The sequence below is a fragment of the Devosia pacifica genome, from assembly GCF_014652635.1.
Lineage (GTDB): Bacteria > Pseudomonadota > Alphaproteobacteria > Rhizobiales > Devosiaceae > Devosia > Devosia pacifica.
This window is the reverse complement of the sequence record NZ_BMZE01000004.1, coordinates 40,314-66,511: the sequence shown is the minus strand read 5'-3', so window position 1 is coordinate 66,511 and position 26,198 is coordinate 40,314. Positions and strand designations below refer to the sequence as shown.

22 protein-coding genes are annotated in these 26,198 nt (G+C 60.2%); 14 read left to right on the top strand and 8 right to left on the bottom strand.

Annotated features, from left to right (window positions below):
- Position 1 precedes the first annotated feature (1 nt).
- Positions 2-748 (bottom strand): SDR family NAD(P)-dependent oxidoreductase, encoded by a 747-nt coding sequence (locus IE127_RS16635; protein ID WP_189426867.1) that lies wholly within the window; start codon positions 746-748, stop codon positions 2-4.
- A 130-nt stretch (positions 749-878) separates the two neighbouring features.
- On the opposite strand from IE127_RS16635, the gene IE127_RS16630 reads away from it, so the two are divergent.
- The 3 genes from IE127_RS16630 (at position 879) to IE127_RS16620 (ending at position 5,287) form a co-directional block, all read left to right on the top strand.
- Complete coding sequence (locus tag IE127_RS16630; protein ID WP_189426866.1) at positions 879-1,778, top strand: DMT family transporter; 900 nt, start codon at positions 879-881, stop codon at positions 1,776-1,778.
- A 113-nt stretch (positions 1,779-1,891) separates the two neighbouring features.
- On the top strand, positions 1,892-4,645 hold the full coding sequence (locus tag IE127_RS16625) for a membrane-bound PQQ-dependent dehydrogenase, glucose/quinate/shikimate family (RefSeq protein ID WP_244640291.1): 2,754 nt from the start codon (positions 1,892-1,894) through the stop codon (positions 4,643-4,645).
- Positions 4,646-4,774: 129 nt separating this feature from the next.
- On the top strand, positions 4,775-5,287 hold the full coding sequence (locus tag IE127_RS16620) for a CopD family protein (RefSeq protein WP_189426864.1): 513 nt from the start codon (positions 4,775-4,777) through the stop codon (positions 5,285-5,287).
- On the opposite strand, the gene IE127_RS16615 is transcribed toward IE127_RS16620, so the two are convergent.
- Positions 5,268-5,828, bottom strand: coding sequence for a DUF2231 domain-containing protein (locus IE127_RS16615; RefSeq protein WP_189426862.1), 561 nt, complete (start codon positions 5,826-5,828; stop codon positions 5,268-5,270). The two genes, IE127_RS16620 and IE127_RS16615, sit on opposite strands and share 20 nt — an antisense overlap.
- A gap of 39 nt (positions 5,829-5,867) precedes the next feature.
- Here IE127_RS16615 and coxB point away from each other — a divergent pair, with 39 nt between their 5' ends.
- The 3 genes from coxB to IE127_RS16600 are packed head-to-tail and all read left to right on the top strand — an operon-like array spanning position 5,868 to position 9,378.
- Positions 5,868-6,521 (top strand): cytochrome c oxidase subunit II, encoded by a 654-nt coding sequence (gene coxB, locus IE127_RS16610; RefSeq protein ID WP_189426860.1) that lies wholly within the window; start codon positions 5,868-5,870, stop codon positions 6,519-6,521.
- On the top strand, positions 6,518-9,034 hold the full coding sequence (gene ctaD, locus IE127_RS16605) for a cytochrome c oxidase subunit I (protein ID WP_189426859.1): 2,517 nt from the start codon (positions 6,518-6,520) through the stop codon (positions 9,032-9,034). Before coxB ends, ctaD begins: the two co-directional genes overlap by 4 nt.
- Positions 9,031-9,378, top strand: coding sequence for a hypothetical protein (locus IE127_RS16600; protein ID WP_189426858.1), 348 nt, complete (start codon positions 9,031-9,033; stop codon positions 9,376-9,378). Before ctaD ends, IE127_RS16600 begins: the two co-directional genes overlap by 4 nt.
- Before the next feature lie 3 nt (positions 9,379-9,381).
- Here the strand turns inward: IE127_RS16600 and IE127_RS16595 are convergent, their stop codons facing one another.
- Both IE127_RS16595 and IE127_RS16590 read right to left on the bottom strand, forming a co-directional pair.
- Entirely contained in the window at positions 9,382-11,283 is a 1,902-nt protein-coding gene (locus tag IE127_RS16595) for an ABC transporter ATP-binding protein (protein ID WP_189426857.1), read from the bottom strand.
- Complete coding sequence (locus IE127_RS16590) at positions 11,283-13,169, bottom strand: ABC transporter ATP-binding protein (RefSeq protein WP_189426856.1); 1,887 nt, start codon at positions 13,167-13,169, stop codon at positions 11,283-11,285. Before IE127_RS16590 ends, IE127_RS16595 begins: the two co-directional genes overlap by 1 nt.
- Positions 13,170-13,469: 300 nt before the next feature.
- Here IE127_RS16590 and IE127_RS16585 point away from each other — a divergent pair, with 300 nt between their 5' ends.
- Genes IE127_RS16585 through IE127_RS16575 form a run of 3 tightly spaced genes read left to right on the top strand, consistent with a single transcriptional unit; the run spans position 13,470 to position 15,998 of the window.
- Positions 13,470-14,897, top strand: a complete 1,428-nt coding sequence (locus IE127_RS16585) for a cytochrome ubiquinol oxidase subunit I (protein WP_189426855.1) — start codon at positions 13,470-13,472, stop codon at positions 14,895-14,897.
- Positions 14,887-15,891, top strand: coding sequence for a cytochrome d ubiquinol oxidase subunit II (gene cydB, locus IE127_RS16580; protein WP_189426854.1), 1,005 nt, complete (start codon positions 14,887-14,889; stop codon positions 15,889-15,891). The genes IE127_RS16585 and cydB overlap by 11 nt, the downstream gene beginning before the upstream one ends.
- Positions 15,888-15,998 carry a DUF2474 domain-containing protein gene (locus IE127_RS16575; RefSeq protein ID WP_189426853.1) on the top strand — a complete coding sequence of 37 codons (111 nt, stop codon included), beginning with the start codon at positions 15,888-15,890 and terminating at the stop codon, positions 15,996-15,998. Before cydB ends, IE127_RS16575 begins: the two co-directional genes overlap by 4 nt.
- Before the next feature lie 59 nt (positions 15,999-16,057).
- Here the strand turns inward: IE127_RS16575 and IE127_RS16570 are convergent, their stop codons facing one another.
- The 4 genes from IE127_RS16570 to IE127_RS16555 all read right to left on the bottom strand — a co-directional run bounded on the left by IE127_RS16570 (position 16,058) and on the right by IE127_RS16555 (position 20,024).
- A complete protein-coding gene (locus IE127_RS16570; RefSeq protein ID WP_189426852.1) occupies positions 16,058-17,155 on the bottom strand; it encodes a TRAP transporter substrate-binding protein in 1,098 nt (365 codons plus the stop codon).
- A 138-nt stretch (positions 17,156-17,293) separates the two neighbouring features.
- Entirely contained in the window at positions 17,294-18,685 is a 1,392-nt protein-coding gene (locus IE127_RS16565; protein WP_189426851.1) for a TRAP transporter large permease, read from the bottom strand.
- Positions 18,685-19,260 carry a TRAP transporter small permease subunit gene (locus IE127_RS16560; protein ID WP_189426850.1) on the bottom strand — a complete coding sequence of 192 codons (576 nt, stop codon included), beginning with the start codon at positions 19,258-19,260 and terminating at the stop codon, positions 18,685-18,687. Before IE127_RS16560 ends, IE127_RS16565 begins: the two co-directional genes overlap by 1 nt.
- 107 nt (positions 19,261-19,367) lie before the next feature.
- Positions 19,368-20,024 carry a DUF1028 domain-containing protein gene (locus IE127_RS16555; protein ID WP_189426849.1) on the bottom strand — a complete coding sequence of 219 codons (657 nt, stop codon included), beginning with the start codon at positions 20,022-20,024 and terminating at the stop codon, positions 19,368-19,370.
- A 152-nt stretch (positions 20,025-20,176) separates the two neighbouring features.
- Between IE127_RS16555 and IE127_RS16550 the strand changes: the two genes are divergently transcribed.
- From IE127_RS16550 to IE127_RS16530, 5 genes are all read left to right on the top strand, one after another.
- Positions 20,177-21,745, top strand: coding sequence for an ABC transporter substrate-binding protein (locus IE127_RS16550; protein ID WP_189426848.1), 1,569 nt, complete (start codon positions 20,177-20,179; stop codon positions 21,743-21,745).
- A 74-nt stretch (positions 21,746-21,819) separates the two neighbouring features.
- Complete coding sequence (locus IE127_RS16545; RefSeq protein WP_189426847.1) at positions 21,820-22,767, top strand: ABC transporter permease; 948 nt, start codon at positions 21,820-21,822, stop codon at positions 22,765-22,767.
- Positions 22,764-24,560, top strand: a complete 1,797-nt coding sequence (locus IE127_RS16540; RefSeq protein ID WP_189426846.1) for a dipeptide/oligopeptide/nickel ABC transporter permease/ATP-binding protein — start codon at positions 22,764-22,766, stop codon at positions 24,558-24,560. The genes IE127_RS16545 and IE127_RS16540 overlap by 4 nt, the downstream gene beginning before the upstream one ends.
- Positions 24,557-25,363, top strand: a complete 807-nt coding sequence (locus tag IE127_RS16535) for an ATP-binding cassette domain-containing protein (RefSeq protein ID WP_189426845.1) — start codon at positions 24,557-24,559, stop codon at positions 25,361-25,363. The genes IE127_RS16540 and IE127_RS16535 overlap by 4 nt, the downstream gene beginning before the upstream one ends.
- Positions 25,364-25,366: 3 nt before the next feature.
- A complete protein-coding gene (locus tag IE127_RS16530) occupies positions 25,367-26,194 on the top strand; it encodes a FadR/GntR family transcriptional regulator (protein WP_189426844.1) in 828 nt (275 codons plus the stop codon).
- Positions 26,195-26,198 lie beyond the last annotated feature (4 nt).

The following is a 26,198-nucleotide window of genomic DNA, read 5'->3' as shown; positions in this document are numbered from 1 at the left end:
GCTAGTACGTCGTGCGCCCGCCTGACAGGTCAAAGACCGAGGCAGTGGTGAAGCTGTTCTCCTTCGAAACGAGCCAGGCCACCATCGCAGCTGCCTCCTCGACCTCAAGAAAACGGCCGCGCGGAATGCGCACCCGCATATATTCGATAAACTCCTCGGTGAGGCTGTCGAGAATCCGGGTCTTGGCTGTAGCCGGCGTTATGGCGTTTACCGCGATGTCATAGCCGGCCAGTTCCTTGCCCAAGGATTTGACTAGACCGATGACGCCGGCTTTGGCCGCCGAATAAGCCGCAAGATTGGGGTTCCCCTCCTTGCCCGCAACCGAGGAAATATTGACAATACGCCCGTAATTTCGGGCTTTCATCGATGGAATGACCACCCGATTGACGTAAAATGTCCCGTTGAGGTTGACCTCGATAACCTGACGCCATTCTTCCGGGTCGAAGGTTTCGAGTGGGCCGTTCCGTCCTGCAATACCAGCCGAGTTCACGAGAATTGATACCGGCCCCAACGCCGCCTCGGTTCGTTCGTGTGCCTCTTCCAGTCCCGGCAGATCTGTAATGTCGACGAGTCGAGCTTCCGCCCCCTCTCCCAACGCTTCAACTGCACGATCGAGCATTGCTGCATCGCGATCCCATATGCTCACCTTGGCACCCGACTGCAGTAGGCGGCGTGCCATGGCCAACCCCAGCCCCTGCGCACCACCGGTCACCACTGCCGTTTGCTGATCAAGGTCTATCTGGTTCATGTCCGTCTCCGTGCATTGCAAGCCATAAGCCTCGGCATACCTTCCGGCTGCGTCCGAAGAAAGCCCAACGACGTATTGGCAGCGCCGGTGGCGGTCTATATTGCTGGAATTATCGTCAATCCGGATTCTCATGAGCACCATTACCGCAACTTTGGCCAGCATCCGCGCGATGCCGACGGCTCGCCTCGGCATCCTGATGATGCTGACGGGCATGCTGTTGTTTTCCATCAATGATGCAATCGGCAAGTGGATGGTGGCGAGTTATTCAGTGTGGCAGGTGCTTGTGTTGCGCAGCATCGGTGCCCTGCTGGTGCTTTTGCCGTTCCTCTGGCGCCGAGGCTTTCAGGTCCTCTTGCAGGTGGACAGACCCGGTGCTCAAATCCTGCGCGTCGTTTTCTCGACAGTGGAGGTCATCTGCTTTTACTGGGCAGTTTATTACCTGCCACTGGCAGACGTGATGACATACTGGCTCGCGGCCCCGATTTATGTCGCAGCCATGTCGCCGTTTCTTCTTGGAGAGCGTGTAGGGCCGGTGCGTTGGACCGCCATTATCTGCGGTTTCATCGGCGTGTTGGTGGCGCTTGAGCCATCTCGCGCCTCGCTCTCCCCGGCCGCCGCAATATCGATCGTTGGCAGCCTGACTTTCGCGTTGATGATGATTACCGGCCGCACGCTGCGCGGAACTCCCGATATTACTCTGGTGTTCTGGCAGATACTGGGTGGCGGGCTGGCCGGGCTGGTGATCGCGCCATTAACATGGGTTAATCCTGCGCCTACCGATCTTTTGCTTTTGGGGCTGCTTGGGGTAATCGCCATGCTGGCACATACCTGCGTCAATCGCGCCCTAAAGCTGGCAGACGCCAACGCCGTCGCGCCATATCAATACACACAGTTAGTCTGGGCGATCGCGCTTGGCTGGTTCGTGTTTGCTGAGGTGCCTCGTCCCGCAATGTTGCTCGGGTCGGCGATCATCGTCGCCGCAGGACTTTTCATATTTTTCCGCGAGAGGCGCGTTGCCCTCAGGGGCTGAGCCGCATTTGATCCAATCTTCGCGATCGTCGCAAAACCATTCTCGCAGGCAGGAACCAAGCCGCACCCGCCCCGTTTGCGCCAAAGTACAGCCTTATTTTACGGGAGTGACACATGGCGGGGCGCGATCACGATACGCCGAGCAAAGGATTTGGCTTTTGGTGGGCCATCCTGCTTGGCGCCATAATTACCCTACTCGGAATTGCGATTTTTGGCGGAGGCATCTGGCTGCTGACGCTCGGGGGTACATGGTACTACCTATTCGCCGGGATCGGCCTGCTTCTCACTGCATACTTTCTTTTTCGGCGGTCGATGGGCGCCGTCTGGGTGTACCTCCTCACCTTCGTCGGAACGGTAATCTGGGCCCTTTGGGAAAAAGGGTTTGATGGCTGGGCGCAAGTTCCCCGTCTTGTGGCGCCCAGTATCGTGCTTGTCCTCGTTCTGCTGACAATTCCTGCATTGCGCAGTCGGGCTGGTGCAGGTCGTGGAGCGTTTGCTGCCGGCGTGGCCGGACTATTTGCGCTCGGCGCCTCTGGCGCCGTGCTCGTGACATCTCAGGGGGACGCTGTTGTCGCGCAGGAAACGCAGGCACCTGTCGTTGAATTGCCGGAGCCTTTGAATGAAGACGAAGCCTCTGCAGAAACCGGCGCCCCAGTTGGCGAAGAGACCGTCAGCAACGAGGTAGACGAGACACCTGCCACGCCAAGCGCACGGCCGGAAGACACGGTAGAAGGCGAGACCGACGCGCTTATTCAGTCCGATGAGGCTACGGACGCTACGACCGAAAGCCCGGATCCAGAAGAGGTTCCAGCCGATCTTGGCGTCAATAGTCCTGACACCGGCGAAGGCACCGCAGGACTCGAGCCACCGCAGCCGGAAAACGAAGAAGGCACTGAAGGCGGTGGTGAAGAGATTTCGCTGGTTTCCATGACGCCGGAGGAACAGTTGGACGTCGGGGCCAACTGGCCCGCCTATGGCGGAACCTATCGCGCCAATCGTTACTCTCCGCTGTCCCAGATCACGCCGGAAAATGTTGATCAACTGGAGCGCGTCTGGACGTTCGAAACCGGCGATATGCCTTCGGAAGAAGCCGAGGGGCGATATTCTCCTGAAAACACCCCGCTGAAGGTTGGCGATGACATTTATGTCTGTTCGGCAATGGGGATCGCGATTGCCGTTGATGCAGCGACTGGCCTTGAAGAGTGGCGTTTCGACCCGGAGGTTCCGGTGGACGCTATCCCGTACGGCGCAACCTGCCGCGGAATGGCTTACTATGAAAATCCCAACGCCGACAGCCCGGACGATCTGTGCGCTCAGCGCATTATCTGGGGCACTCTCGATGCACGCCTTATCGCCGTTGATGCGCGGCTCGGTCAGCCATGCGAGGACTTCGGCTTGAACGGCGAGGTCTATCTTGAAGAAGGCCTCGGAGACACCGTGCCGGGCTGGTATGCCGTGACGGCTCCGCCGGTCATCGTGCGTGGCGTTGTCGTTACTGGCGCGCAGGTCAATGACGGGCAGGCCGAGGACTCTCCGTCGGGCGTTGTCCGCGGATACAACGCGATCACCGGGGAACTTGCCTGGGCTTGGGATCTCGGCAACCCGGATAACCGTGCTGAGCCTGCCGAGGGCGAAGTTTACACGCGCGGCACGCCAAACATGTGGACAATGGCGGCGGCCGATGAAGAGCTGGGCCTCGTCTACCTGCCGCTCGGCAATTCGGCAGTCGACTATTACGGCTCCAACCGTTCCGAGGCCGAAAACGAGTACTCGACATCGCTCGTGGCCGTCGATGCAACGACCGGCGACGACGTCTGGCACTTCCAGACCGTCCATCGCGACGTCTGGGACTATGATCTCGGGTCTCAGCCGAGCCTCGTGGAATTTCCGACTGACGAGGGCACGGTTCCGGCCATCATCCTGAGCTCGAAGCAGGGTGACATCTATATTCTCAACCGCGAGACCGGCGAGTCGCTGTTCGAGGTCGAGGAACGCGAGGTGCCGACCGACATGGGCGTCGAGCAGGATTACCTGTCGCCCACACAGCCGTTCTCCACATACCACACGCTTGCCTTCCCCAGGCTCGAGGAGAAGGACATGTGGGGCATGTCGCCACTGGACCAGCTCTGGTGCCGCATCCAGTTCCGCATGGCCAACTACGAGGGCATGTATACGCCGCCCACGGCCGATGGTCGGTGGATCCAGTATCCCGGCTACAACGGTGGTCAGGATTGGGGATCAATGGCAGTCGATACGGAACGCGGCGTGCTGATCGCAAACTACAACAACATGCCAAACTACAATCGGCTGATCCCTCGCGAAGAGGCTGAAGAGATGGGTGTCCACGCCATCTTCGAGCCGGAGTATCAGCCGGGCGGCGCGGAGGCAGGTCCACAACTGGGTTCGCCTTACGCTATCGCGATCAATGCCGGCTGGCGTGTTCCCTTCACCGGCTTGCTCTGCACGGAGCCTCCCTATGGCGGCATTCGCGCAATCGATCTTGAAACCGGTGAAACCATTTGGGACCGCCCACTCGGGACCGCGCGCAACAACGGTCCTTTTGGGATCCCGTCCCGCCTGCCACTCAACATCGGCACGCCCAACAATGGTGGTCCGATCATCACCGAGAGCGGCCTCATCTTCGTCGCGGCGGCCACCGACGGTCTGATCCGGGCTATCGATGTCGCAACAGGCGAGACTGTGTGGGAGGACACGCTGCCAGCCGGCGGACAGACGACGCCGATTTCCTACGAAGTTGGTGGCCGCCAGTTCATCGTGCTGGCTCCGGGTGGCCACCACTTCATGGAAACGCCGATCGGCGATGAAGTGATAGCCTGGGCCCTGCCCGAGGATGTTGTTGAAGACTAGGAAAAGAGGGCCGGCGATGCCGGCCCTTCACCGACTGGCGCATGACAAGAGCCAGCTTCGCAGATTACTGTCTTGCGACCCGCCGCCGGCGGGTCGCTTTATGTGTAGCCCTTTCACCGCGGAGACCGGATGACCGTCCTGATCCTGAAGTTCGTACACCTTGCGGCCATCGCGGTGTGGGCGGGTGGGCTGATCAGCCTTCCCTTCATCTACAACCAGCGGGCCGGTCTCAAGCAGGACGCGCTCTTCCGGTTGCACCTCTTCACCCGGTTTTTCTACGTGGCGCTGGTGTCGCCTGCCGCGTTCGTGGCGATCGCATCCGGCACGGCATTGATTTTTGTTCAAGCCACGTTCATGCCGTGGTTCTCGTTGAAGCTATTGCTGGTCGCAGCAATGACGCTGGCGCACATTTTGTGCGGCCTGACGATTCTTTGGTTGTTCGAACCGGAGAAGGCCTATCCGGGCTGGCGCGCCGTGACCATGACCAGCGCCGTGGTGCTGATCGTGTCGGGCATTCTGTTCATCGTGCTGGGCAAACCGTCAATCAATCAAGTCGATGATTTCAACGGCTTGTTTCAGCCCGGTGAACTGGGGCGCATTGCTGGCAATATGTTTGAACAGCTTACTGCTTGGTCGATATGAGTAGGCCGACCCCATGATCCAGCACCAATTTGCCGCCATGCCAGCCAGCAAACGCTGTGGCCACGGACGCCAGAAACGACAGCAGCAACCCGTGCGGAAGAATGTCCTCGGGATGATAGACGCGGAAACCCCAATTGGCGCCAGCGATGGACACCAGCACCATTGCGGCTACGGCGTGGTTCCAACTGGCCACGCGCACCCTGATCCCCGGAACCAGCAGCAATTCGGCCGTTCCGGCAAGCGCTGCGAGCACGCCGAACAGGAAGGCGAATCCGGACGAGTAGATTCCAACGCGCACCCAGAACGGATCGCCGCTCCACCAGTACAGGAGATCAACTCCGAACGTGCTAATGACAAGGGCAATGGGGAAGTGCACCATCATGGCGTGGATGGGGTGTCCCGCAACTGCGATAGCCGAACCGACGTCCTTTTCTGCAATCGCCCTTATGCCTGGATTGGGATGGTCGGGACGCGCTTCCGCCGGGCTTTCCTCGGAGCGGATCTCTTCTTCCTGTTCCCGTTGCGCTTCGCGTTCGGCCATCATCGATACTCGCTGGTTCGTCTATTCAGTCTAGCCGCAATGCTCGGCGCCGTCACCGGTTGCGCAGCACCGCTGTCTACGCTCGACCCTGCAGGGCCCAGAGCCTCCATCCTCGCCAATCTGTGGTGGATCATGTTCGTCGGCGCTATGGCTCTGTTCGCTCTCTTGATGGTGCTGCTGTATGCGAGCCATCGCTGGCAGACCGCGATGCAAAAGCTCTCGCCCGGGCAGTGGATCGTAGCGGGCGGCCTGCTCCTGCCGTTGCCCGTTCTGGTCGCACTCACCGTTTCGGCGCTCTTGATCGGCGAGCAATTCCTGGCCCGGCCAGCCGACGGCAGCGAACCCACTCGCGTTATTGCTGCGGCGGAACGATGGCAGTGGACTTTTTCCTATCCCGATGTGCCAGGCGCAGCAACGACGGACAACCTTCTGCACATTCCAGCCGGCGTACCGGTCCTGGTGGAGGTGGTTGGCCGCGATGTCATCCATTCGTTCTGGATACCGCGTCTCGGTGGCAAGATGGACGCCATCCCTGGCCACACCAATACCACTCTCATCGAGGCTGACGAGCCCGGCCGATATTACGGCGTCTGCGCTGAATACTGCGGTGTGGGACATGAGACGATGCGATTCATTGTCGAGGCGCATCCGGTGGATGAGTTCGCCGCTGCACTCGGGGGAGAAGAGCAATGACAGGCTCGACTGACACGGATGGTGGCGTGGTCGCCGTCAGGTTGCACAGCCAACTTGAATCCATATGGGGCACGCCGGGCGGATGGGCGCGCTTGTCCGCGGTCAATCACAACATTGTCGGCAAGCGCTTCATGGTTCTGGCGCTGACCTTTTTCTCCATCGGTGGCATTCTTTCGATGCTGATCCGAGCGCAGCTGGCAACGCCTGACAGCGCGTTTATAGGGCCCGAACTCTATAACCAGGTCTTCACCATGCACGGCACGGTAATGATGTTCCTGTTCGCGATCCCGATGTTCGAGGGCTTCGCGATCTACATGCTGCCGAAAATGCTGGGGGCCCGTGACCTCGCGTTCCCACGGCTGACCGCCTACGGGTTTTGGTGTTACCTGTTCGGAGGCAGCATCCTGATCGTGGCGATGGTGCTCGGCTATGCGCCGAACAGCGGCTGGTTCATGTATACGCCGCTGTCCTCCAACGTCTACACGCCTGGCATCAACTCGGATGTCTGGCTTTTGGGCATAACCTTCGTTGAAATCTCCGCCGTTACCGCTGCGATCGAGATCACCGTCACCATCCTCAAGATGCGCGCCCCGGGCATGTCGCTCGATCGCATGCCGTTGTTCGCCTGGTACATGTTGGGTACCTCAGGGATGATGCTGGTGGGCTTTCCGCCGCTGATCCTAGGCTCGATCCTTCTCGAAATGGAAAGGGCGTTCGACCTGCCCTATTTCGATCCGACGCGCGGCGGCGATCCGCTGTTGTGGCAGCACCTGTTCTGGCTGTTCGGACATCCTGAAGTCTACATCATTTTCCTGCCGGCGGCCGGGGTGCTCTCGACGATCATTCCGGTGTTTGCGCAGCGCCCCATCATTGGCTATCGCGCAATCGTCGTCGCCATTATCGCAATGGCCTTTCTCAGCTTCGGGCTGTGGGTTCACCACATGTTCACGGTCGGCATCCCGCACCTCGCGCTCGCCTTCTTTTCAGCCGCGAGCGCGCTTGTGACCATCCCAACGGCAGTGCAGATTTTTGCCTGGATCGCCACCCTCTCCTACGGAAAACCACGCTTCGAAGTGCCCATGCTCTATGTGGCCGGTTTTTTTGCGGTGTTCGTTCTCGGCGGCCTAACGGGTGTGATGCTGGCAATGGTGCCCTTCAACACGCAGGCGCATGACAGCTATTTCGTCGTCGCCCATCTGCATTACGTGCTGGTCGGCGGGTTCGTGTTTCCGATGCTGGCGGGGCTTTACTACTGGCTGCCGCACATCACCGGCCGGTTAAGCGTACACCGCCTCTCGATCCCCGGCTTCTGGCTGATCTTTATCGGGTTCAACCTTACCTTCTTCATGATGCACCTGACAGGCCTGATGGGCATGCCACGGCGCATATCGACCTACCCGTCCTCGTTCGGCTGGGATTGGCTCAACCTGCTGTCCTCAATCGGCGGGTTCATCCTGACCATGGGCTTTGCCCTGGTTTTGGCCGACCTGGTGTTGCAGACGCGGTTCGGCAAGCGTCAGGTTCGCGACCCTTGGGATGCTGCAACGCTCGAGTGGGCAACTGCCACACCGCCGCCATCCTACAATTTTGCGTCCCTGCCGCACATTGATCGGCGCGCCGATCAGTTAAAGCCGAAGGAGGCCGGTCCGGCCTTGGCCACCGGCGCCGGCTATCTCGGCTTCTCGCGCGGCAGGCAGGAAACCTTGGCGGTCGATATGACCACTGGCCGGGTGGAGCACCTCATGGTGCTGCCACAGCGCACCTATCTGCCACTGCTTACAGCGCTCGTGACGGGGGTCTTTTTCCTGTCGCTCCTGTTCAAGGTCTACTGGTTGACACCGTTCGCTGCGCTTGCGGCTGTCGCAATGTTCTGCCTATGGCCGGCCGCGCTTGGGGAGAAAAAGGACCTCGGCCCGATCGACATCGGCAATGGCGAGGCTGTGCCCTCGAGTGAAGAAACACACTACAACCTGACCGTGATGGCCAACATCACCGCGGTGATCGTCGACGCGACGCTATATGGCTCATTGCTTTTCGGCGCGCTCTATCTCTTGGTGGTGGCACCCGGCTGGTCGGAAACGTTAAGCCTTGCCCCGCCTTCGCCGATGCTTGTTCTGGCGTTGGTTTTCAGCGCTGCGGGAACGGCACTTGCATGGCTGGCGCGCAAGCAGACCGAGCGTGGGCGGAACCCGATGCTGGTTCAGGGCGGTGCGTGTCTGTCGCAGCTCCTCGCTGCTTGTTTGCTTAGTGCATTGGCATTCACCATTCCGGATCTCTTCACCCATGCACGCGGCGCGATCAGCTTCGCCATTCTGGTCTATATGAGCCTACATTGCGCCGTTGCGGCGTTGATCAGTGGTCACTGTGTCTGGCGCATGCGCGGTGGCTATGTCTCAGCCAGACGCCAGACGGATCCGAGGCTTTCCGTCATCTGGCAGGGCTATGCGCTGGCGTGTGCCGTGCTGGGGCTGCTGTTCGTACAGTTGCTGGCCGGCGTTGGAGGACTCCAATGAGCGAGACCGCAATAGGCCCGCGCCGAGTCATGCTGCTACTTGCAGGCTTTATCGTCTGGTCAGGTAGTTTTGTCGGCCTTTATACGCTGCAGGCGCTGGGCTGCAGGTTCGGCTGGCACACCATCACTGTCGGGCTGTTCGATTTGCACCGCATCCTGCTTGTCGCCGGTTTTGTGGTGGCGATAGCGGTGCAAGTAGCGACACTGCTGCTGATCTGGCGGGCCCGCGGCGGCCCGCAACCACAGCCGTTCCTCCAACAGACCGGATTATGGGCGGCGACAGCGGCGCTGGGCGCCGCTGTCCTCGTTTACGCGCCGACGCTGTTTATCAGCGCCTGCACCTGATCGTCAGGTGGCGTAGTTGCCCTGAGCGGCCGCTTCCAGCGCATCATCCGGGATGTCGTCAAACGAAGCGTAATTGAGGTTGTAGAGTTTCGAGTACAGGCCACCTTGCGCCATCAGTTGGTCGTGGTTGCCGGTTTCGATCAACTGCCCGTTCTGCAGCACAATGATCCGGTCCGCACCGCGTATGGTTGCCAGCCGGTGCGCGATGACAAGCCCGGTGCGCCCTTCCAGCAGACGGATGAGCGCCTTCTGGATCAGCATTTCTGTGTAGCTGTCGATGTTTGCAGTCGCTTCATCGAGCACAAGGATCTTCGCATCAGCGACGAGTGCTCGGGCAAAGCTGATCAGCTGGCGCTGACCGAGGGACAGGTTGCCGCCGCGCTCGCCCAGTTCCGTGTCGTAACCTTCCGCCAGGTCCATGATGAAGTCATGAGCACCCACGGCCTTGGCCGCCTCGATCACATCATCAAGCGTCGCGTCGCGCTTTTGGTAGCGAATGTTCTCGAACACGGTGCCGGTAAACAGGAACGGCTCCTGCAACACCATTGCAACCTGATGACCGAGCGACTCCTGGGTGAGATCACGTACATCGTGCCCGCCCACCAATACGCGCCCCTCTTGCACATCGTAAAAGCGGTGCACGAGCGCCATGGCGCTCGACTTGCCGGAGCCAGTAGGGCCGACCAGCGCAACGGTCTCGCCGGGATTTACCTTAAAGTTGACGTCCTTCAGCACTGGCTGGCCAGGATTGTAGCCGAAGGTGACGTTCTGAAACTCGACCGAGCCATCCATTTGCGGCGACAGAACCTTGGCGTCCGGCTTGTCCGTAATGTCGAGATCGACATCCAGCACTTCTGTCAGTCGTTGACCCGAGGCCATTGCCCGCTGCATCACCGAGTACTGCATGGTCAGCGACCGGATAGGGTCGAAAAAGCGCTGAATGTAAAAGAGGAAAGCGACCATCACGCCGACATCGAGTGAATTGTTCAGCACCATCGAACCGCCAACTACAACGACGACGGCCATGGCCATGCCGGTCAGCGTATCGACGATCGGAACCATCACCTGCGCGTAGCGCGATGCGATGAGATGCGTCTTAAGGTTCTGGTGGGCTTTATCGTCGAAGAGCTGAAAGTTGACCTGCTGGCGATCCATCGACTGCACCGCACGCACGCCATGAATGCCCTCGGCCAAGGCCCCGTTCGTGAGCGAGTTTGTCTCGTGCGCGCGCATAAAGGCCTTGCGCGCCCGCGGCAGCCAAAAAATGCGCACGATGAAGAGTATGGGCAGCACCGAAAGGGTCAGAAGGCCAAGCCGGAAATCCAGCCAGAGCATGACGAAAACGATGCCGAACAGCAGCACGATATCGCCGATCGAGAGCACTGAGGTTTCGAGGAACTCCTGCATCGAGTTGACGTCGCCTTGCAGGCGCGACATCAGCCGACCGACTTCCGTCTTGTCCATGAAGGATAGCGACACTTTCTGCAGGTGGCCGAACATTGACCGGCGGATATCGAAGAGCACGTTCTCGGCCACCTGGCCGACCGTGTTCTCCTGCACAAAGCTCGCAGCGAAATTGATCAGAATGGCGATGGCAAAGGCAATCCCCGCCCACATCAAGGCGCTATGGTCGACATTGCCAGGGGTCATGCCATTGTCGATGGCGTAGCGAATGATCAGCGGGATCACCAGCTGCGTGCCTGTAAACACAAGCACCGCGCCCACTGCCAGGTAGACCTTCGACTTATATGGGCTGACAAAATTCCAGATCCGGCGCACGACCTTGCCATCGAACACCTTGCCGAACATTTCCTCCTCGACCCTCGTCGAGCCGACGACAGCCCGTGGCGGCCGACGACCATCTTCACGCACGTCATTGCGTTCAGTTTCGAGCTCCTCCGCCATTAGTCCTCGGCCTCCTTATTGGCCTGTTCGGTCGTGTCTTCCAGCATGTCGTCGCCAGGCCGGATCTGCAGGTCGTAAAGCGCCTTGTATCGACCACCCTTGGCCAGCAATTCCTCGTGTGTTCCGCGCTCGACGATCTCTCCATCTTCAACGAACAGGATTTGGTCGGCATGCATCAGCGAGCTGAGCCGGTGCGCCACGATGATCGTCACACGGTCCTTGGCGAAGCGCTTCATGGCGCTGCGAATGCGCTGTTCGGTGGCGGCATCGATTGCAGCGGTCGAGTCGTCGAACACCATCACAGCCGGCCGCAGCATCAAGGTGCGGGCAATCGAGAGACGCTGACGCTGCCCGCCGGACAGAGAAACCCCACGCTCGCCGACAACCGTGCCATATTGCGAGGGTAGGCCCAGGACGTAGTTGTGGAGCTGTGCGAACTCACTCGCACGCTCGATGCGATGCTCCTTCGCCCACGGATCTCCGTAAGCGATGTTGTTTTCGATCGTCGTGGTGAACAGGAACGAATCCTGCTGCACAACGGCTACAGCCTGCCGCAACGATGCAAGCGTCGCCTTCGAGATATCCTGGCCGTCAATCGTTATGGAGCCACCGGTCGTGTCGTAAAAGCGCGGGATCAAATGCGCGATCGTCGATTTGCCGCTTCCCGGCGGGCCGACGATACCGATGGTCTCGCCTTTGCGGCCCTCGAAGCTGATATGTTTCAACGCTGGCCGTTCCGGCGCGTTGGGATAGGCAAAGTCGACATTGTCGAAGCGCAGCGTTCCTTCCGTGACCTCGAGCTTTTGCGCGTCCGGTGCGTCCTTGACCTGAATGTCGAGATCGAGCAGCGAAAACAGCCGCGAGCCGCAGGTGGATGCGCGCGCAAACGAGTTCACCATCATGCCGAGTTGGCGGACCGGCATCTGCAGAATGGTCATGAAGGTCAGGAACGACGCGAGCGTACCAACCGAAATCTCTTCGGCAATCACCTTGTTGCCGCCCACCCACAGCACCAGCCCCATTGCTGCGAAGAACGAGAATGTCATCGCACTGGTATTCCGCACACGGATGCCAACGCGTTCGTAGGCCAGTGTCAAAGCGCGCTTTGAGGCTACATCGAACTTCGTCATTTCGTAGGCTTGTGCCGCAAAAGCGCGCACCACGCGGATGCCGCCGAGGTTTTCTTCCATCACGCGTGTCAGCACGGACAACCTGTTCTGCAATTCCAACCAGGTGGCGCGTAGGCGCAGCTGTGTCACCGACGAGCGCCAGGCGACGAACGGCACGAAGCTCAGCGCCAGCAACCCGAGCACCACATCCGTCGAGATCAGCAGGTAAGCGCCAACGCCGATCAGGATCGCAAGCAAGACCACGCGGATGAGCGCCGTGGAAAAGTACATGCGCACGCCTTCGATATCGAGCATGCCCGTCGTGATGAGGTCGCCCGAGTGGATGCTGTCGTGAAACGAAAAGCTCTGGCGTTGAATCTTTTCGTAGCAGGCGAGCCGCAGCTCATAGCCGATATGGTGCCCGACGGACTCGCCAAAATAGTTCTGCAAGAGCGTGAAAACGCCGCGGAATATGCTGACGAACAACAGCGACATGGCCGTGAGCCACAATGCGCTTTCAGCAGCCGCGCCGGCATTGCCGCCTTCAAGCACCACCTGTGTTTGATCGACGGCAGTGCCCAGAAGAACCGGAATTGTCAGCTGCAGAACAGCCGCGACGATTGTTGCGCCAATGGCAACCGAGACCTGAAACGAGTGCCGCAGACACATGCGCGTAATGCGCAGGAGTGTACTGAGGCCCCGGCCCCAGCCGGCCGCCTCGACATGCGCGAACGAATTGTTTCGCTTCGCCGCGCTGCTTATCGCATCGCTGCTCAAAGTATGTTCCAAACTGAATTTTTCGCCGATTTGGCGCCGAAAGACGACTCTTTCGGGAGAAAATCACTCGCTCGGCAATTAAGACCCAATACACATGTCGCTGCAAGGGGAGAGCGCATCTGGTATGGCAGATTTTCGCGATTTTATGACAGTGTGATGAGCAGGCCGAGGGCGAGAGCGGTAGCTAGAAGTGAGACCAGGCGTCGCAGACACGTTTGGTCGCATTCTTGAAGTGGCAGCGAAGAGGCTACATTGTGCCACGAGTAAGAACTCGCACGAACCCTGCAAGGTGATCTGCCGATGACAATGGGTCTGACTGCGGAGATGCTGGCACGCATACAGTTTGCGTTCACGGTGTCCTTTCATTTTATCTTCCCCGCCCTCTCGATCGGGACGGCGAGTTACCTCGCCGTGCTGAATGGTCTGTGGCTTTGGAAACGCGACCGTGCCTATCTGAAGCTGTTCGAATACTGGAAGACCATCTTCGCGATCACCTTTGGCATGGGCGTCGTGTCCGGCATCGTCATGAGCTACCAATTCGGCACCAACTGGTCCGAGTTTTCCGACAAGGCCGGCGCAGTCATCGGGCCGCTCATGGGCTACGAGGTTTTGACCGCATTCTTTCTGGAAGCCGGGTTTCTGGGTATCGCCCTGTTCGGTCGCAAGCGTGTCGGCGAACCGCTGCACATGGTGGCAGTCGTCGCAGTGGCAGTCGGCACACTAATATCGGCGACATGGATCACCTCGGCCAATAGCTGGATGCATACGCCGGCAGGCTTCTCCGTAGACAGCAACGGCAATTTCGTCCCTGAAGACTGGTGGGCGATCATCTTCAACCCCTCATTCCCCTACCGCCTGACGCACACGGTTCTTGCTGCATTCCTGACGACAGCGTTCGCCGTGGGTGCGGTGGGTGCCTGGCATCTGCTGCATGATCGGACGAACCGGCAGGCCCGGATCATGTTCTCGATGGCGATGTGGATGGCCGCCGTGGTGACACCGATCCAGATCTTCGTCGGTGATCAGCACGGGCTCAACACGCTCGAGTACCAGCCGCAGAAGATTGCGGCGATGGAAGGCCATTACGAGAGCCACCCAAATGGAGCGCCGCTGATCCTGTTCGGCATTCCCAACGAAGACGAGCAGCGGATCGACTTCGCGATCGAGATCCCGAAACTCAGTTCGCTCATTCTCAAGCATGACCTCAATGCGCCGCTTCAAGGTCTTGAGGATTTTCCCGAGGATGAGCGCCCACCCGTGCTGATACCGTTCTTTACCTTCCGCATCATGGTCGCCATCGGCTTTCTGATGCTTGGAATCGGGATGTGGTCGCTGTGGGCGCGCTACCGCAAGACGCTGTACGAGGACCGCTGGCTGCATCGCGCAGCACTGGCGATGGGGCCATCGGGTTTCATCGCGGTGCTGGCCGGGTGGTACACCACCGAAATCGGCCGCCAGCCCTATACGATCTACGGGTTGATGCGTACCAGCGACAGCCTTTCTCCGGTGGACGCGCCAGCCGTGGGCGCCTCGCTGGTGGCGTTCGTTATCGTCTACTTCCTGGTGTTCGGCGCAGGCGTTTTTTATCTCTTCAGGTTGTTCCGCCGCGTGCCGATCCTTGAGGAGGACCACGAGCTGGACAGGGGGCCGCATCGCGCCGCCGGCATCAACCCCGGCCCGGCACAGGAAGAGCCGATCCGCGCAGGAGGGTCATCAAGTGGAGATTGATCTGCCAACGGTCTGGGCCGGGCTCATCGCCTTTGCCGTTCTCGCCTACGTGGTCCTCGACGGGTTCGATCTAGGCGTCGGAATCCTCTTCCCACTGTTCCCGAAGCGGCATGACCGGGACATCATGACCAACTCTATCGCTCCGGTCTGGGACGGTAACGAGACCTGGCTGGTGCTTGGTGGCGGCGGGCTCATGGCGGTCTTCCCGGTCGTTTACGCCACTGTCCTGCCGGCGCTATATATGCCGATCATCGTCATGCTGCTGGGCCTGGTGTTTCGCGGCGTGGCGTTCGAGTTCCGCTGGCGCACGACGCGCGGCTCGAGATCGTGGGATGTCGGCTTCTGGATCGGCTCGACACTTGCAGCCTTCATGCAGGGCATCGCACTTGGGGCTTTGGTGCAGGGAATTGAAATTGCGAACCGGCAATATGTTGGCGAGTGGTGGGACTGGCTGACGCCGTTCACGCTGCTGTGCGGGCTCGCGGTCACCATCGGCTATGCTCTGCTCGGCGCCACATGGCTTAATCTCAAGACATCAGGCGAATTGCAGGCCCATGCGCGGCGGCTATCGATGGTGACAGGGGTGGTGACACTGGCGCTGATCGGCGTTGTCAGCCTTTGGAGCCCGTTCCTCAACGCGAACTATTTCGATCGCTGGTTTGGCTGGCCGACCGCGTTCTATTCTGCGCTCGTTCCGCTACTGCTCGCCGGCTGCGCGTTCGCGCTCTGGCATGGCCTCACGACAGACAAGCACCTGCAACCGTTTCTTGCAGCGCTTGGCCTGTTCGTCATCAGCTTCGTCGGGCTCGGTGTGAGTTTTTACCCCTATATGGTGCCGGGCGCGCTGACGATCGAAGAAGCTGCTGCGCCCGATAGCTCGCTGGCATTCCTGCTCGCAGGGGCGCTCGTGCTCGTGCCGGTCATTCTGGCATACACTGGATACGCCTACTGGGTGTTTCGCGGCAAAATTGACCCGGAAGAGGGCTACCATTGAATTCCCCAAAGGCACGAAACTGGCTGTGGTTCGCCGCTTTGTGGCTTGGTGGTGTCGGCGTGGTGACGCTGATCGGGCTTGTCGTCCGGCTGTTTCTGGCGCCGTAAACGCGGACAAAAAAGCCCCGGCGCAACACGCCGGGGCCCGAATCTCAGAACAACCGGTATCAGTCGAGACTGAAGTACTGATCGCGGGCGCGCAGGAACAGCATGTCGGTGCCCTCGGTTTTTTGACGCGTCAGGTTCAACGCTGAAATGAAGCTCTCTGCCGTCTTCTTCGTCAGCGGATCGCCGCCTTCGCGAATTTCCATGAGCAGTTCCCGGGCCGCTTCAGCGCCAGCCTGGAGAATTTCCTCGGGGAACTGACGGATGGTAACGTCATGCTCGTTGATAAGTGTCTCGAGAGCGCGCGGATCGTTGGCGGCAAAGTCGGCTGCCACGTTGTCATATTCTGCCTGGCAGCAATCGCGGATGATCGCCTGCAGGTTCTCGGGGAGAGCCTGGTACTTTGCCTTGTCAACGACCAGCTCCGTCGCAAGGCCCGGCTCGATGAAGCTCGGGAAATAGTAGTTCTTGGCAATCTGGTAGAAGCCGAGCGCCAGGTCGTTGTACGGGCCAACAAATTCAGCAGCGTCGAGCGTGCCGGACTGCAGCGCCTGAAAGATCTCGCCAGCGGCGAGGTTGGTGACCGATGCGCCAAGCTTCTGCCAGACCTGGCCACCGAGGCCGGGAGTGCGGAACCGCAGGCCCTCGATATCGCTGACGCCCGTCAGCTCGTTGCGGAACCAGCCGCCAGCCTGCGTGCCGGTATCGCCGGACAGGAAGCCTTGAACGCCGAACTGGTCGTATATTTCGTCCCAGATTTCCTGCCCGCCGAGGAAACGCACCCAGGCGGTCAACTCGCGGCTGGTCATGCCGTAGGGCACGCCGGTGAAGAACGCCAGGCCCTGACTCTTGTTCTGCCAATAGTAGGCCGCGCCATGGCTCATTTCCGCCGATCCGTCGATGACGGCATCGAGCGCCTGCAGACCTGGCACCATTTCGCCGGCTGCGAAGACCTGGATAGTGAGCTCCCCACCCGAGGCGGCGGTGATGCGATCGGCCAGACGCTGGGCACCAACGCCGAGACCAGGGAAGTTCTTCGGCCATGTGGTGACCATGCGCCAGGTGGTGCCGCCCTGCGCAATGGCAGGAGTGGCAAGGGTTGCGGCGGCCGCACCGGCTGCGGAAATGCCTGCAGTTTTGAAGAAGTCGCGTCTTTTCATTGGTCTCCTCCCAAGAGAGCCGGGCTATGCGGAAAAGTCTCCGCAGGTGTGTCCGCCACGATGTCAGCGGCGGAGTTGCGGCCTTTTGGCCGGCATTTCAAGAAAGCCGCAATGCGCGGCGCTGTCCAGTGTCCATGATCAGTCATAAAGAACATCCGGCAGCCAGGTGATGAGATCGGGGAATGCGAACAACAGCGCGAGCCCGATGATCTGCAGAATGACGAAGGGGACGGCGCCTCTGTAGATCATGCCGGTCGATACCGTGGGCGGCGCCACCCCGCGAAGGTAGAACAGCGCAAATCCGAAAGGCGGCGTCAGGAAGCTGGTCTGCAGGTTCACGCCCACCATCACACCAAGCCAAACCGGATCGAGGCCCAGGGTCAGAAGGATGGGTGCCGTGATCGGGATAACGATGAAAATGATCTCGAAAGTATCGAGGATGAAGCCCAGCAGAAACATGATGAACATCACGATGATGGCTGCACCAAGTGCACCACCAGGCATGGATGACAGGAACTCGTGAACGAGATTGTCACCACCCATCATGCGGAAGACGACGGAGAACACCGCAGCGCCAAACAATATGACGAAGACCATTGATGTGATCGTCGCTGTCGAGATCACCACCTCGTGCAGGATCTTGAAGCTCAGCTTGAGACGCGCTGCTGCCAGCACCATTGCACCGACCGAGCCAACCGAGGCAGCTTCCGTCGGAGTGGCGATGCCGCCGAGGATTGAGCCGAGCACTGCAAGGATCAGAAGAAGCGGCGGCACCAGGGCCACAAGCACTTCACGCCACAAATGACCGCGCTCGTCAGCCGGCACCGGCGTCGCGGGACAGGACTTGGGATCGATCACCGCCTTGATCAGCACCCAGACGATGTAAAGCCCGACCAGCAAGAAGCCGGGAATGAGAGCGCCGGCAAAGAGCGAGCCTACCGATACGGGCTCGGGCGCAAAGTTGCCCTGCTCCATCTGCACCTGCTGGTTGATGCCGGACAGCATGTCGCCCATGAAAATCAGCACGGTCGACGGCGGGATGATCTGCCCCAGCGTGCCAGAGGCGCAAATCACGCCAGTCGCCATCTTCGGGTCGTACCCTGCCCGCAGCATGGCCGGCAGCGATATCAGGCCCATGGTTACGACGGTGGCGCCGACGACACCTGTCGATGCGGCGAGGAGCGCACCGACAACGACAACCGAGATGCCGAGCCCGCCGCGCATATTGCCGAACAGCTTGCCCATCGTCAGCAGCAATTGCTCGGCGATTCCGGACCGCTCGAGCATCACACCCATAAAGATGAACAAAGGAACCGCGACCAACACTTCGTTGGTCATCAGTCCGATATAGCGCCCGAACAGCGAGCCGAAATTGCTCGGGTCAAAGACGCCGAGCCACCATCCGATCACCCCGAAAATCAAGGCCGTGCCGGCGAGTGAAAACGCGACCGGAAAGCCGATCAGCAGGATGCCGATGACGCCGAAGAACATGAGGGCGGCAAGAATTTCGCCGAGCAGAACCGGATCCATCAGCCGCGTTCTCCTGCGGGCACGGATTCACCGCCCTGCCGGTACCGCAGGCCCTCCGGCAAGCGGTGCTCCTCCCCCGCAAGCACCAGGATTGAGCGGGCGGCCATGGAAATGCCCTGGATACCGATCAGGACCGCAAATACCAGAACGAAGGTCTTGAGTACGAACAGGCCCGGCATGCCGCCGAAATTCGCAGATCCTTCGTAGTATCCCCACGAGCGCGAGACGCTGACGAAGCCGTAGCTCCAGACCACGTAAACGAACGGCAAGAGGAAGAAGACAACCCCGAACAGGTCTGCGATTGCCTTCCGGCGCACAGGCCAAGGACGGTAGAAGACGTCTACGCGCACATGGTCGTTCCGCAGCAGCGCGAAGCCGGCCACCCCGGTGAACATCGCTCCGCTCAGCCAGACATAAAGATCCTGCATCCAGAGGATCGAGATGGAGAATAGGTACCGCTGGACAACGACTGCAAAGCAGACGACGACGCATGCCAGCGCCAGCCAGGACAGGACTTGCCCCACAATCCAGTTTATCCCGCCAACTAGGCGGACCAATCCTGCCAGAATCTGCAAATCATCCTCCCCCTCGGCATCATCTTGCCAAGGAATTGGACGGTTAGTCCAGTTCCCGTACGCCCGCAAGTATCAGCAAGGAAGTTATTCGCTAGCAAAGATGCGGGTTACATTCGGCCGGGATCAGCGCGCGTCGGAACGCGCTTGAAGAACGAGGCATAATCCGGCGCCCGAACACGATCGAGGATCGGCTCAAGATCCGCGATCGGCGTGTCGGACCAGTCGACCCTGATGTCGATCGCCGGATATGGCTCGCTGGTGTAGACCTTGAGCGCCGCAGAGCGGGTGCCCCTGCTGTCACCGCCCTTGGCGTCAGCCGCTACCAGCGCCGCGAGCAGCTTGTCTTCTATCGGCGCATCCATGGCTTGATAGGCATCCAGCATGGCTTGCAAGACCTGGGGCCCTACAAGCAAATTGCCCGCAACTGCGACATCGCGGCTTGAAAGGGACCCGGCATAGGGCGTCAGACCATCGCCGGACCAGGCTGCCGTTGATCCATCGCGGTCCATCACAAGGCATTGTCGTCTTTGCCGCCCCGCGTCAGCATCGGTGAGTATGCTGAGAACAGTCTCTGCCGGCTGCCCGCCGGACAGCAGATCAAGGCCATCAAAGCCGTAGAGGCCATTGGTGTATCCTTGCGTCGCAATTGCCCCGACACCCGCCCTTGCGTGAGGCACCAGAGAGCCGACCACCGGCCCACCTGTGGCAGTTGCTACGCCGAATGCACCTGTTGCCGGATCGCGTGCCACTATCGAAAACGTCATCACTCCCCCACTTGCACTGTGGTGCGTAATTTATACGCATAAATGAGTTGCGCCGCAAATTTATGCTGATAAATTGTCGCAAGGTCGGTTGCCTACGGGAACCCCCCATGAGGCAACAGCCCCCAAAAAAGGTGCCCCAAGGAGGTTTCGTGATGTTCAATCTGAAAAAGGGTGTAGCGCTTCTAGCAGTAGCCAGCGCTCTCGCTCTTGCCGGTCCGGCAAATGCCCAGACTCCGCCCAACGTTCTGATCGTCGGTCAGATCGCCGAGCCTGCGTCGCTCGATCCGCACGTGTCGACTGCAGCCAACGATTTCCGCATCCACGTCAATCTTTATGACGGGCTTGTGCGCAACAAGTCCGGCACCCTCGAGATCGAGCCCGCGCTTGCGACGGACTGGACGGTTTCGGATGACGGGCTGACCTACACGTTCAACCTTCGCGAAGGCGTGAGCTTTCATGATGGATCGCCGTTCAACGCCGAAGCTGTGAAGTTCAACTTCGATCGTATGCTCGATGAAGAGCATCCTTACTATGATACTGGCCCGTTCCCGCTTTCGTTCAACTTCTCCTCGATCGAAGAGGTGACAGTTGTAGACGACATGACGGTCGAGTTCACGCTGAGCCAGCCGTTTGCCCCGTTCCTGTCCAACCTTGCCTCGCCCACGGGCCTGATCGTCTCGCCAACGGCTGTCGAGGAATATGGTGAGGATTATGGCCGCAATCCCTCGGGCACCGGCGCATTCAAGTTCGAGGAATGGGAATCAAACCAGCGCGTCGTTGCCTCGCGCAATGAAGACTATTGGGATGGCGCGCCTTCGCTTGAAGCTGTGGTCTTCCGTCCGATCACCGATGCCAATACGCGCGTTGCAGAAATGCTTTCTGGCGGCATCGACGTTCTCGTAGAAACGCCGCCGGACAACGTCGCGACTTTCGAACAGGACGCCAATTTCGTCGTCCACGAAGCCGTTGGCCCGCATGTCTGGTACGCCATGCTCAACATGAATGACGGCCCGTTTACCGATCAGCGCGTCCGTCAGGCCGTGAACTATGCGGTCAACAAGGAAAGCCTGGTCAACGATGTGCTGCAGGGTACTGCGGCAGTTGCCGCCGGGCCGATCCCCCCGGCTTTCAACTGGGCTTACAACGAGGATGTTGATCCGTATCCATACGATCCGGATATGGCGCGGCAATTGCTCGAGGAAGCTGGTATCGAAGACGGCACTGAGCTGACATTCTTTGTGACCGAAGGTGGCTCCGGCATGCTCGACCCTGTGCCCATGGGCACCGCAATCCAGGCTGATCTCGCGGCGGTCGGGCTCGACGTGAACATCGAGACCTATGAGTGGAACACATTCCTCTCAGAAGTTAACCCGGGCCTCGAAGGCAAGGCAGACATGGCGGAAATGGCCTGGATGACCACTGATCCAGACACTCTGCCAGCCCTAACCCTGACCTCGGGCGCGTTCCCGGACGAAGGCGGCTTCAACTCCAGCTACTACTCCAACGAAGAAGTCGACGAACTGGTCCAGCAGGCTCGCGAAGCCACTGACCGCGAGGAACGTGGCGAACTCTACAAGCAGATCCAGCAGATCGTTCATGACGACGCGCCATGGCTGTTTGTCGCCAACTGGCAGCAGAATGCCGTGACCACCGACAACGTCCAGAACTTCGTGGTTCAGCCAGACTTCAATCTGGTGCTGCGCGAAGTCGAGAAGAACTAGCTTCTCCTCCCGCGACTGACTGGTGGCGGCCCGCCGCCACCAGTTTCCCGAGATCGTGACGCCGGAGGCAGACGATGGCGAGCTACATCATCAAGCGGTTGCTGACCGCCATACCGGTCATTATCGGCCTGTCCATCATCGTTTTTCTGATCATGGCGATGATTCCGGGGGATCCTGCACTGGCGTTGCTCGGTTCTTATGCGACACCCGAGAACGTGGCGCGCATCAACCGTGATCTCGGCCTCGACCGATCGCTTCCCGAGCAGTATTTCATCTGGGTCGCCAACCTTGTGCAGGGCGATTTCGGACGCTCCTACATCCTCAACCGCCCGGTCATCGACGAAGTTCTTGAGCGGCTCTCCGCGACCCTCATCCTCGCGGGGGTCTCGCTGGTGCTGTGTTCAGTCTTCGGCCTCATCGCCGGCATTGTATCCGCCGTCCGCCAGTTCGGCTGGACCGACAGGATCGTCACCTTCTTTGTCCTCATCGGCATCTCGATGCCGGCCTTCTGGCTCGGGCTGATCTTCATCCTGGTGTTTGCCGTGCAACTGCGCGTGCTGCCCGCTTCGGGCATGTACGCGGTCTATGGCGGCGGCGATCTGCCGGATCTGCTGCGCCACCTGATCATGCCGGCAGTGACACTCGCGATTGTCGCAACAGGCGTCATTGCCCGTCTGACACGCGCTGCGATGCTCGAGGTGCTGCGGCAGGATTTTGTTCGAACCGCGCGCGCCAAGGGTCTCAACGAGCGCACAGTGATCTTCAAGCATGCGCTGCGCGCGGCCCTCGTCTCGATCATCCCGGTTATCGGTGTGCAGGCCGGGTTTGTGCTTGGCGGCGCCGTCTACATTGAGACCGTGTTTCAGTGGCCGGGCCTTGGCGCCATGCTGGTGCAGGCCGTCTCAACACGTGACCTGCTGCTGGTGCAGGGCGGCGTCCTGGTCGCCGCCACACTTTACGTTCTCGTAAACCTGGCTGCGGATGTCGCGCAGGCCATGCTGGACCCGAGGTTGAAGTCATGAGCGAGACCGCCCTGCCCTCCGCCGCCGCCCCACAATCCGGCCGGCTCAGCAGCTGGCAGTTGCTGATGGCGAACCGACTGGCCGCCGTCGGTCTGTTCGCTTTGTCAGCGATCCTGTTGATTGCCATTCTGGCGCCGATCCTGCCCCTGCCCGATCCGGACATAACCGACCAGCCTAACCGTCTGCTGCCGCCGCTTTCCCCGGGGCACCTGTTGGGAACCGATCATCTGGGACGCGATATCCTCTCGCGCCTGATCTGGGGCACGCAGGTCTCGATCCTCGTCGGCATCAGCGCCACGGCAATTGCAGCCCTGATCGGCTCGCTGATCGGGCTGTCCGCCGGCTATGTCGGCGGCAAGGCAGACAACATCATGATGCGTCTCATCGATATGCTGATGGCGTTTCCTTATATCCTTTTGGCCCTTGCCATTGTCGCGGTGCTTGGCCCGGGGCTGTTGAACGCGCTCTATGCCATCGCCGTCGTCAACATCCCGTTCTTTGCCCGCAACATACGCGGCGTGACGCTGTCGATCCGGCACAGCGAGTTCGTTGATGCAGCCCGTCTCTCCGGCAAAGGCCATCTGGCCATCCTGTTCACCGAAGTGCTGCCGAATGTCCTGCCTGTGATCGTGATCACCATGTCGACCACGGTCGGCTGGATGATCCTTGAAACGGCTGGCCTGTCATTCCTCGGGCTCGGCGCACAGCCGCCGACCTCGGATCTCGGCTCGATGCTTGGGCAGGGTCGTGCGCAGCTGTTCACGGCGCCGCATGTTTCGATGGTGCCCGGCATCATGATTTTCCTGCTCGTCATGAGCATCAATTTGTTGGGTGATGGTATTCGCGACGTGCTCGATCCTCGGCTTCGCTCCGGCGCTCTCAACCGGCCAATGGCAGTGACGACCATTGACCGTGCGGTCAAGCCGGAGCCTCGCAAAGCCAATGCGGCGCTTCTGGAGGTTGCCAATCTTGAGACTGGCTTCCGCTCCGGCAATCGCGTAAACGCGGCCGTTAAGGGTGTCAGCTTCTCGCTCAACAAGGGGGAATGCCTTGGCCTGATCGGGGAAAGCGGCTCCGGCAAATCGGTCACTGCGTTGTCGCTGCTCGGGCTTGTCGCCTCGCCTCCAGGCGTTATCAGCAATGGAGCGGTGTATCTCGACGGCGAGGATGTGCTGTCGCAGCCGGACTCGCAGATCGTTGCGCAGCGCGGCGGGCGCGTGTCCTACGTCTTCCAGGACCCGCTGACGACACTTCACCCGCTGTTCTCGGTGGGGGACCAGATTGCTGAGGCGATCACCGCGCACCAGCGAATGGACGGAAAGACCGCCCGTGCCCAAGCGGTCGAATTAATGGAAACGGTCGGCATTCGCGACGCACAGCAGCGCGCCAGCGCCTATCCGCACGAACTGTCCGGAGGGCAACGCCAGCGCATCGGCATCGCAATGGCGCTCGCCAATGATCCGGACGTGATCATTGCCGATGAGCCAACCACGGCGCTCGATGTGACAGTTCAGGCCCGCATTCTGGAACTGCTGCAAAAGCTCAGGCGGGAACGCGGCCTTGCGCTGTTGCTGATCACGCACGATTTCGGCGTTGTCGCGCAGATCTGCGACCGCGTTGCAGTGATGAAGGATGGTGAGATCGTCGAGCAGGGCGAAACCTCGGATGTGCTTCGTGCACCACAGCACGCCTACACCAAGCGCTTGATCGCCTGCGTGCCAGAGCTCGGCGTCGGACGAGCATTTCTCGATAAGGTACGTCCGCTGTTCAGTGGCAAGGGAGCCGAGGCATGACCGGATCAGCGATCAGCATCGACAATGTCACCAAGACCTTTGGCGGTGGACGTAGCCTGTTTGGCGGAGAGCAGCATGCGGTGCATGCTGTACGTGGCGTCTCGCTGGAGTTGAAGGACGGCGAAACCCTCGCCATCGTGGGCGAGAGCGGATCTGGAAAGTCGACCCTCGCCCGTATGCTTGTGGGGTTGGAGCGGCCGACATCGGGCACGATGACCATTGGCGGGGCCAGTGCCGACGAGTTGGCGCGACAGGGGCCGCAAGCGTTTGGCCGCATGATCCAATATGTATTCCAGGACCCGGTGGCATCGCTCAATCCGCGCAAGACGATCCGACAGATCCTCGATGTCCCCCTGAGGCGGCTGAGAGGCCTTGATAGTGGCGCCCGCAAGGCGCGCATGCGCGAGCTTCTCGACGCCGTACAGATGCCGGTCGATACCCTTGAGCGCTATCCACACGAGTTTTCCGGCGGGCAAGCGCAGCGTATAGCCATTGCCCGGGCCCTCGCCGCCAATGCCCGGATTCTTGTTCTCGATGAGCCCGTCAGCGCTCTCGACGTGTCGGTCCAGGCTCAAGTCCTGTTACTGCTCGACCAGCTGAAAGAGGAATTCGGGCTCTCTTACCTGTTCATCAGCCACGATCTTGCCGTCGTCGAGTCCGTCTCTGACCGCGTCGCCGTGATGTATCTCGGCGAGGTTGTCGAGATCGGTGACGCACAAGACCTGTTCAGACAGCCCGAACACGAGTACACGCGCAATCTGATCGAGAGCGCACCGCGCCTAGCCGGCGCCGAAAAGACCTGAGACATGCCTGACGCCGCCGAGCCTGCCACCAAAGGTGGCAGCACGCCTTCGCCACACCGCCTCAAACGCACCGATGAAATCGTCGATGCGATCAAGCGGATGATCGTCGAGCATGGTCTTGCGCCGGGGGATCGGCTGCCTCAGGAAAAGGACTTGATGGCGCAGTTCTCGGCCGGCAAGGGCACTGTGCGTGAAGCGCTGAAGTCGCTTGAGGTGCAGGGCCTGATCCGTATCCGGACCGGTCCGGGGGGCGGCGCCTTTATCGCGCGCATGTCGGAAAGCCGCGCGATGAGCCTTCTGTCGAATTTCCTGTTCGCAAAGGATCTGTCGATCGAGCACATTTACCAGATGCGCAAGGTGCTTGAACCGCAGGTCGCGGTCAGCGCTATCGGCAATATCGACGAGGCCGGCTATCAGCGGCTTGAGAGCATCATCGCGATCTATGATCACGAACCTGCCGATGCGCAGGAGCGCTGGGATCAGCGCATGGCAGAACTCGATTTTCACGGCGTGGTGGCGGAATACTCCGACAACCCGATCCTCGCCTTCACCTGCCGCTTCCTGCAGCGCCTGCTCAAAGAACTGGCGATCTGCCACGACATATACGTTCAGCCAGAGCCGGTGTTGCGCCAGAGCGGCATCCAGCACCAGCGCGAGATGATTGCCGCGATGAAAGCCGGCGATGCAAAGCGCGTCGACCAGATCCTCACCCACCACATGATCGAAGCCGAACAGCACATGCTGGGCCTCAAGGCCCGGCTGGAAGACAGGTTCCTAGAGGATCGCGGCCAGCGCCCGAGTCCTGCCCGTCGCCGGCAGGCGGCGGAGTAACCCC

Coding starts and splice junctions, on each gene's coding strand:
- IE127_RS16635 (WP_189426867.1), bottom strand. CDS start 748: ATGAACCAGATAGACCTTGATCAGCAAACGGCAGTGGTGACCGGTGGT.
- IE127_RS16630 (WP_189426866.1), top strand. CDS start 879: ATGAGCACCATTACCGCAACTTTGGCCAGCATCCGCGCGATGCCGACG.
- IE127_RS16625 (WP_244640291.1), top strand. CDS start 1,892: ATGGCGGGGCGCGATCACGATACGCCGAGCAAAGGATTTGGCTTTTGG.
- IE127_RS16620 (WP_189426864.1), top strand. CDS start 4,775: ATGACCGTCCTGATCCTGAAGTTCGTACACCTTGCGGCCATCGCGGTG.
- IE127_RS16615 (WP_189426862.1), bottom strand. CDS start 5,828: ATGGCCGAACGCGAAGCGCAACGGGAACAGGAAGAAGAGATCCGCTCC.
- coxB (WP_189426860.1), top strand. CDS start 5,868: ATGCTCGGCGCCGTCACCGGTTGCGCAGCACCGCTGTCTACGCTCGAC.
- ctaD (WP_189426859.1), top strand. CDS start 6,518: ATGACAGGCTCGACTGACACGGATGGTGGCGTGGTCGCCGTCAGGTTG.
- IE127_RS16600 (WP_189426858.1), top strand. CDS start 9,031: ATGAGCGAGACCGCAATAGGCCCGCGCCGAGTCATGCTGCTACTTGCA.
- IE127_RS16595 (WP_189426857.1), bottom strand. CDS start 11,283: ATGGCGGAGGAGCTCGAAACTGAACGCAATGACGTGCGTGAAGATGGT.
- IE127_RS16585 (WP_189426855.1), top strand. CDS start 13,470: ATGACAATGGGTCTGACTGCGGAGATGCTGGCACGCATACAGTTTGCG.
- IE127_RS16570 (WP_189426852.1), bottom strand. CDS start 17,155: ATGAAAAGACGCGACTTCTTCAAAACTGCAGGCATTTCCGCAGCCGGT.
- IE127_RS16565 (WP_189426851.1), bottom strand. CDS start 18,685: ATGGATCCGGTTCTGCTCGGCGAAATTCTTGCCGCCCTCATGTTCTTC.
- IE127_RS16555 (WP_189426849.1), bottom strand. CDS start 20,024: ATGACGTTTTCGATAGTGGCACGCGATCCGGCAACAGGTGCATTCGGC.
- IE127_RS16550 (WP_189426848.1), top strand. CDS start 20,177: ATGTTCAATCTGAAAAAGGGTGTAGCGCTTCTAGCAGTAGCCAGCGCT.
- IE127_RS16545 (WP_189426847.1), top strand. CDS start 21,820: ATGGCGAGCTACATCATCAAGCGGTTGCTGACCGCCATACCGGTCATT.
- IE127_RS16540 (WP_189426846.1), top strand. CDS start 22,764: ATGAGCGAGACCGCCCTGCCCTCCGCCGCCGCCCCACAATCCGGCCGG.
- IE127_RS16535 (WP_189426845.1), top strand. CDS start 24,557: ATGACCGGATCAGCGATCAGCATCGACAATGTCACCAAGACCTTTGGC.
- IE127_RS16530 (WP_189426844.1), top strand. CDS start 25,367: ATGCCTGACGCCGCCGAGCCTGCCACCAAAGGTGGCAGCACGCCTTCG.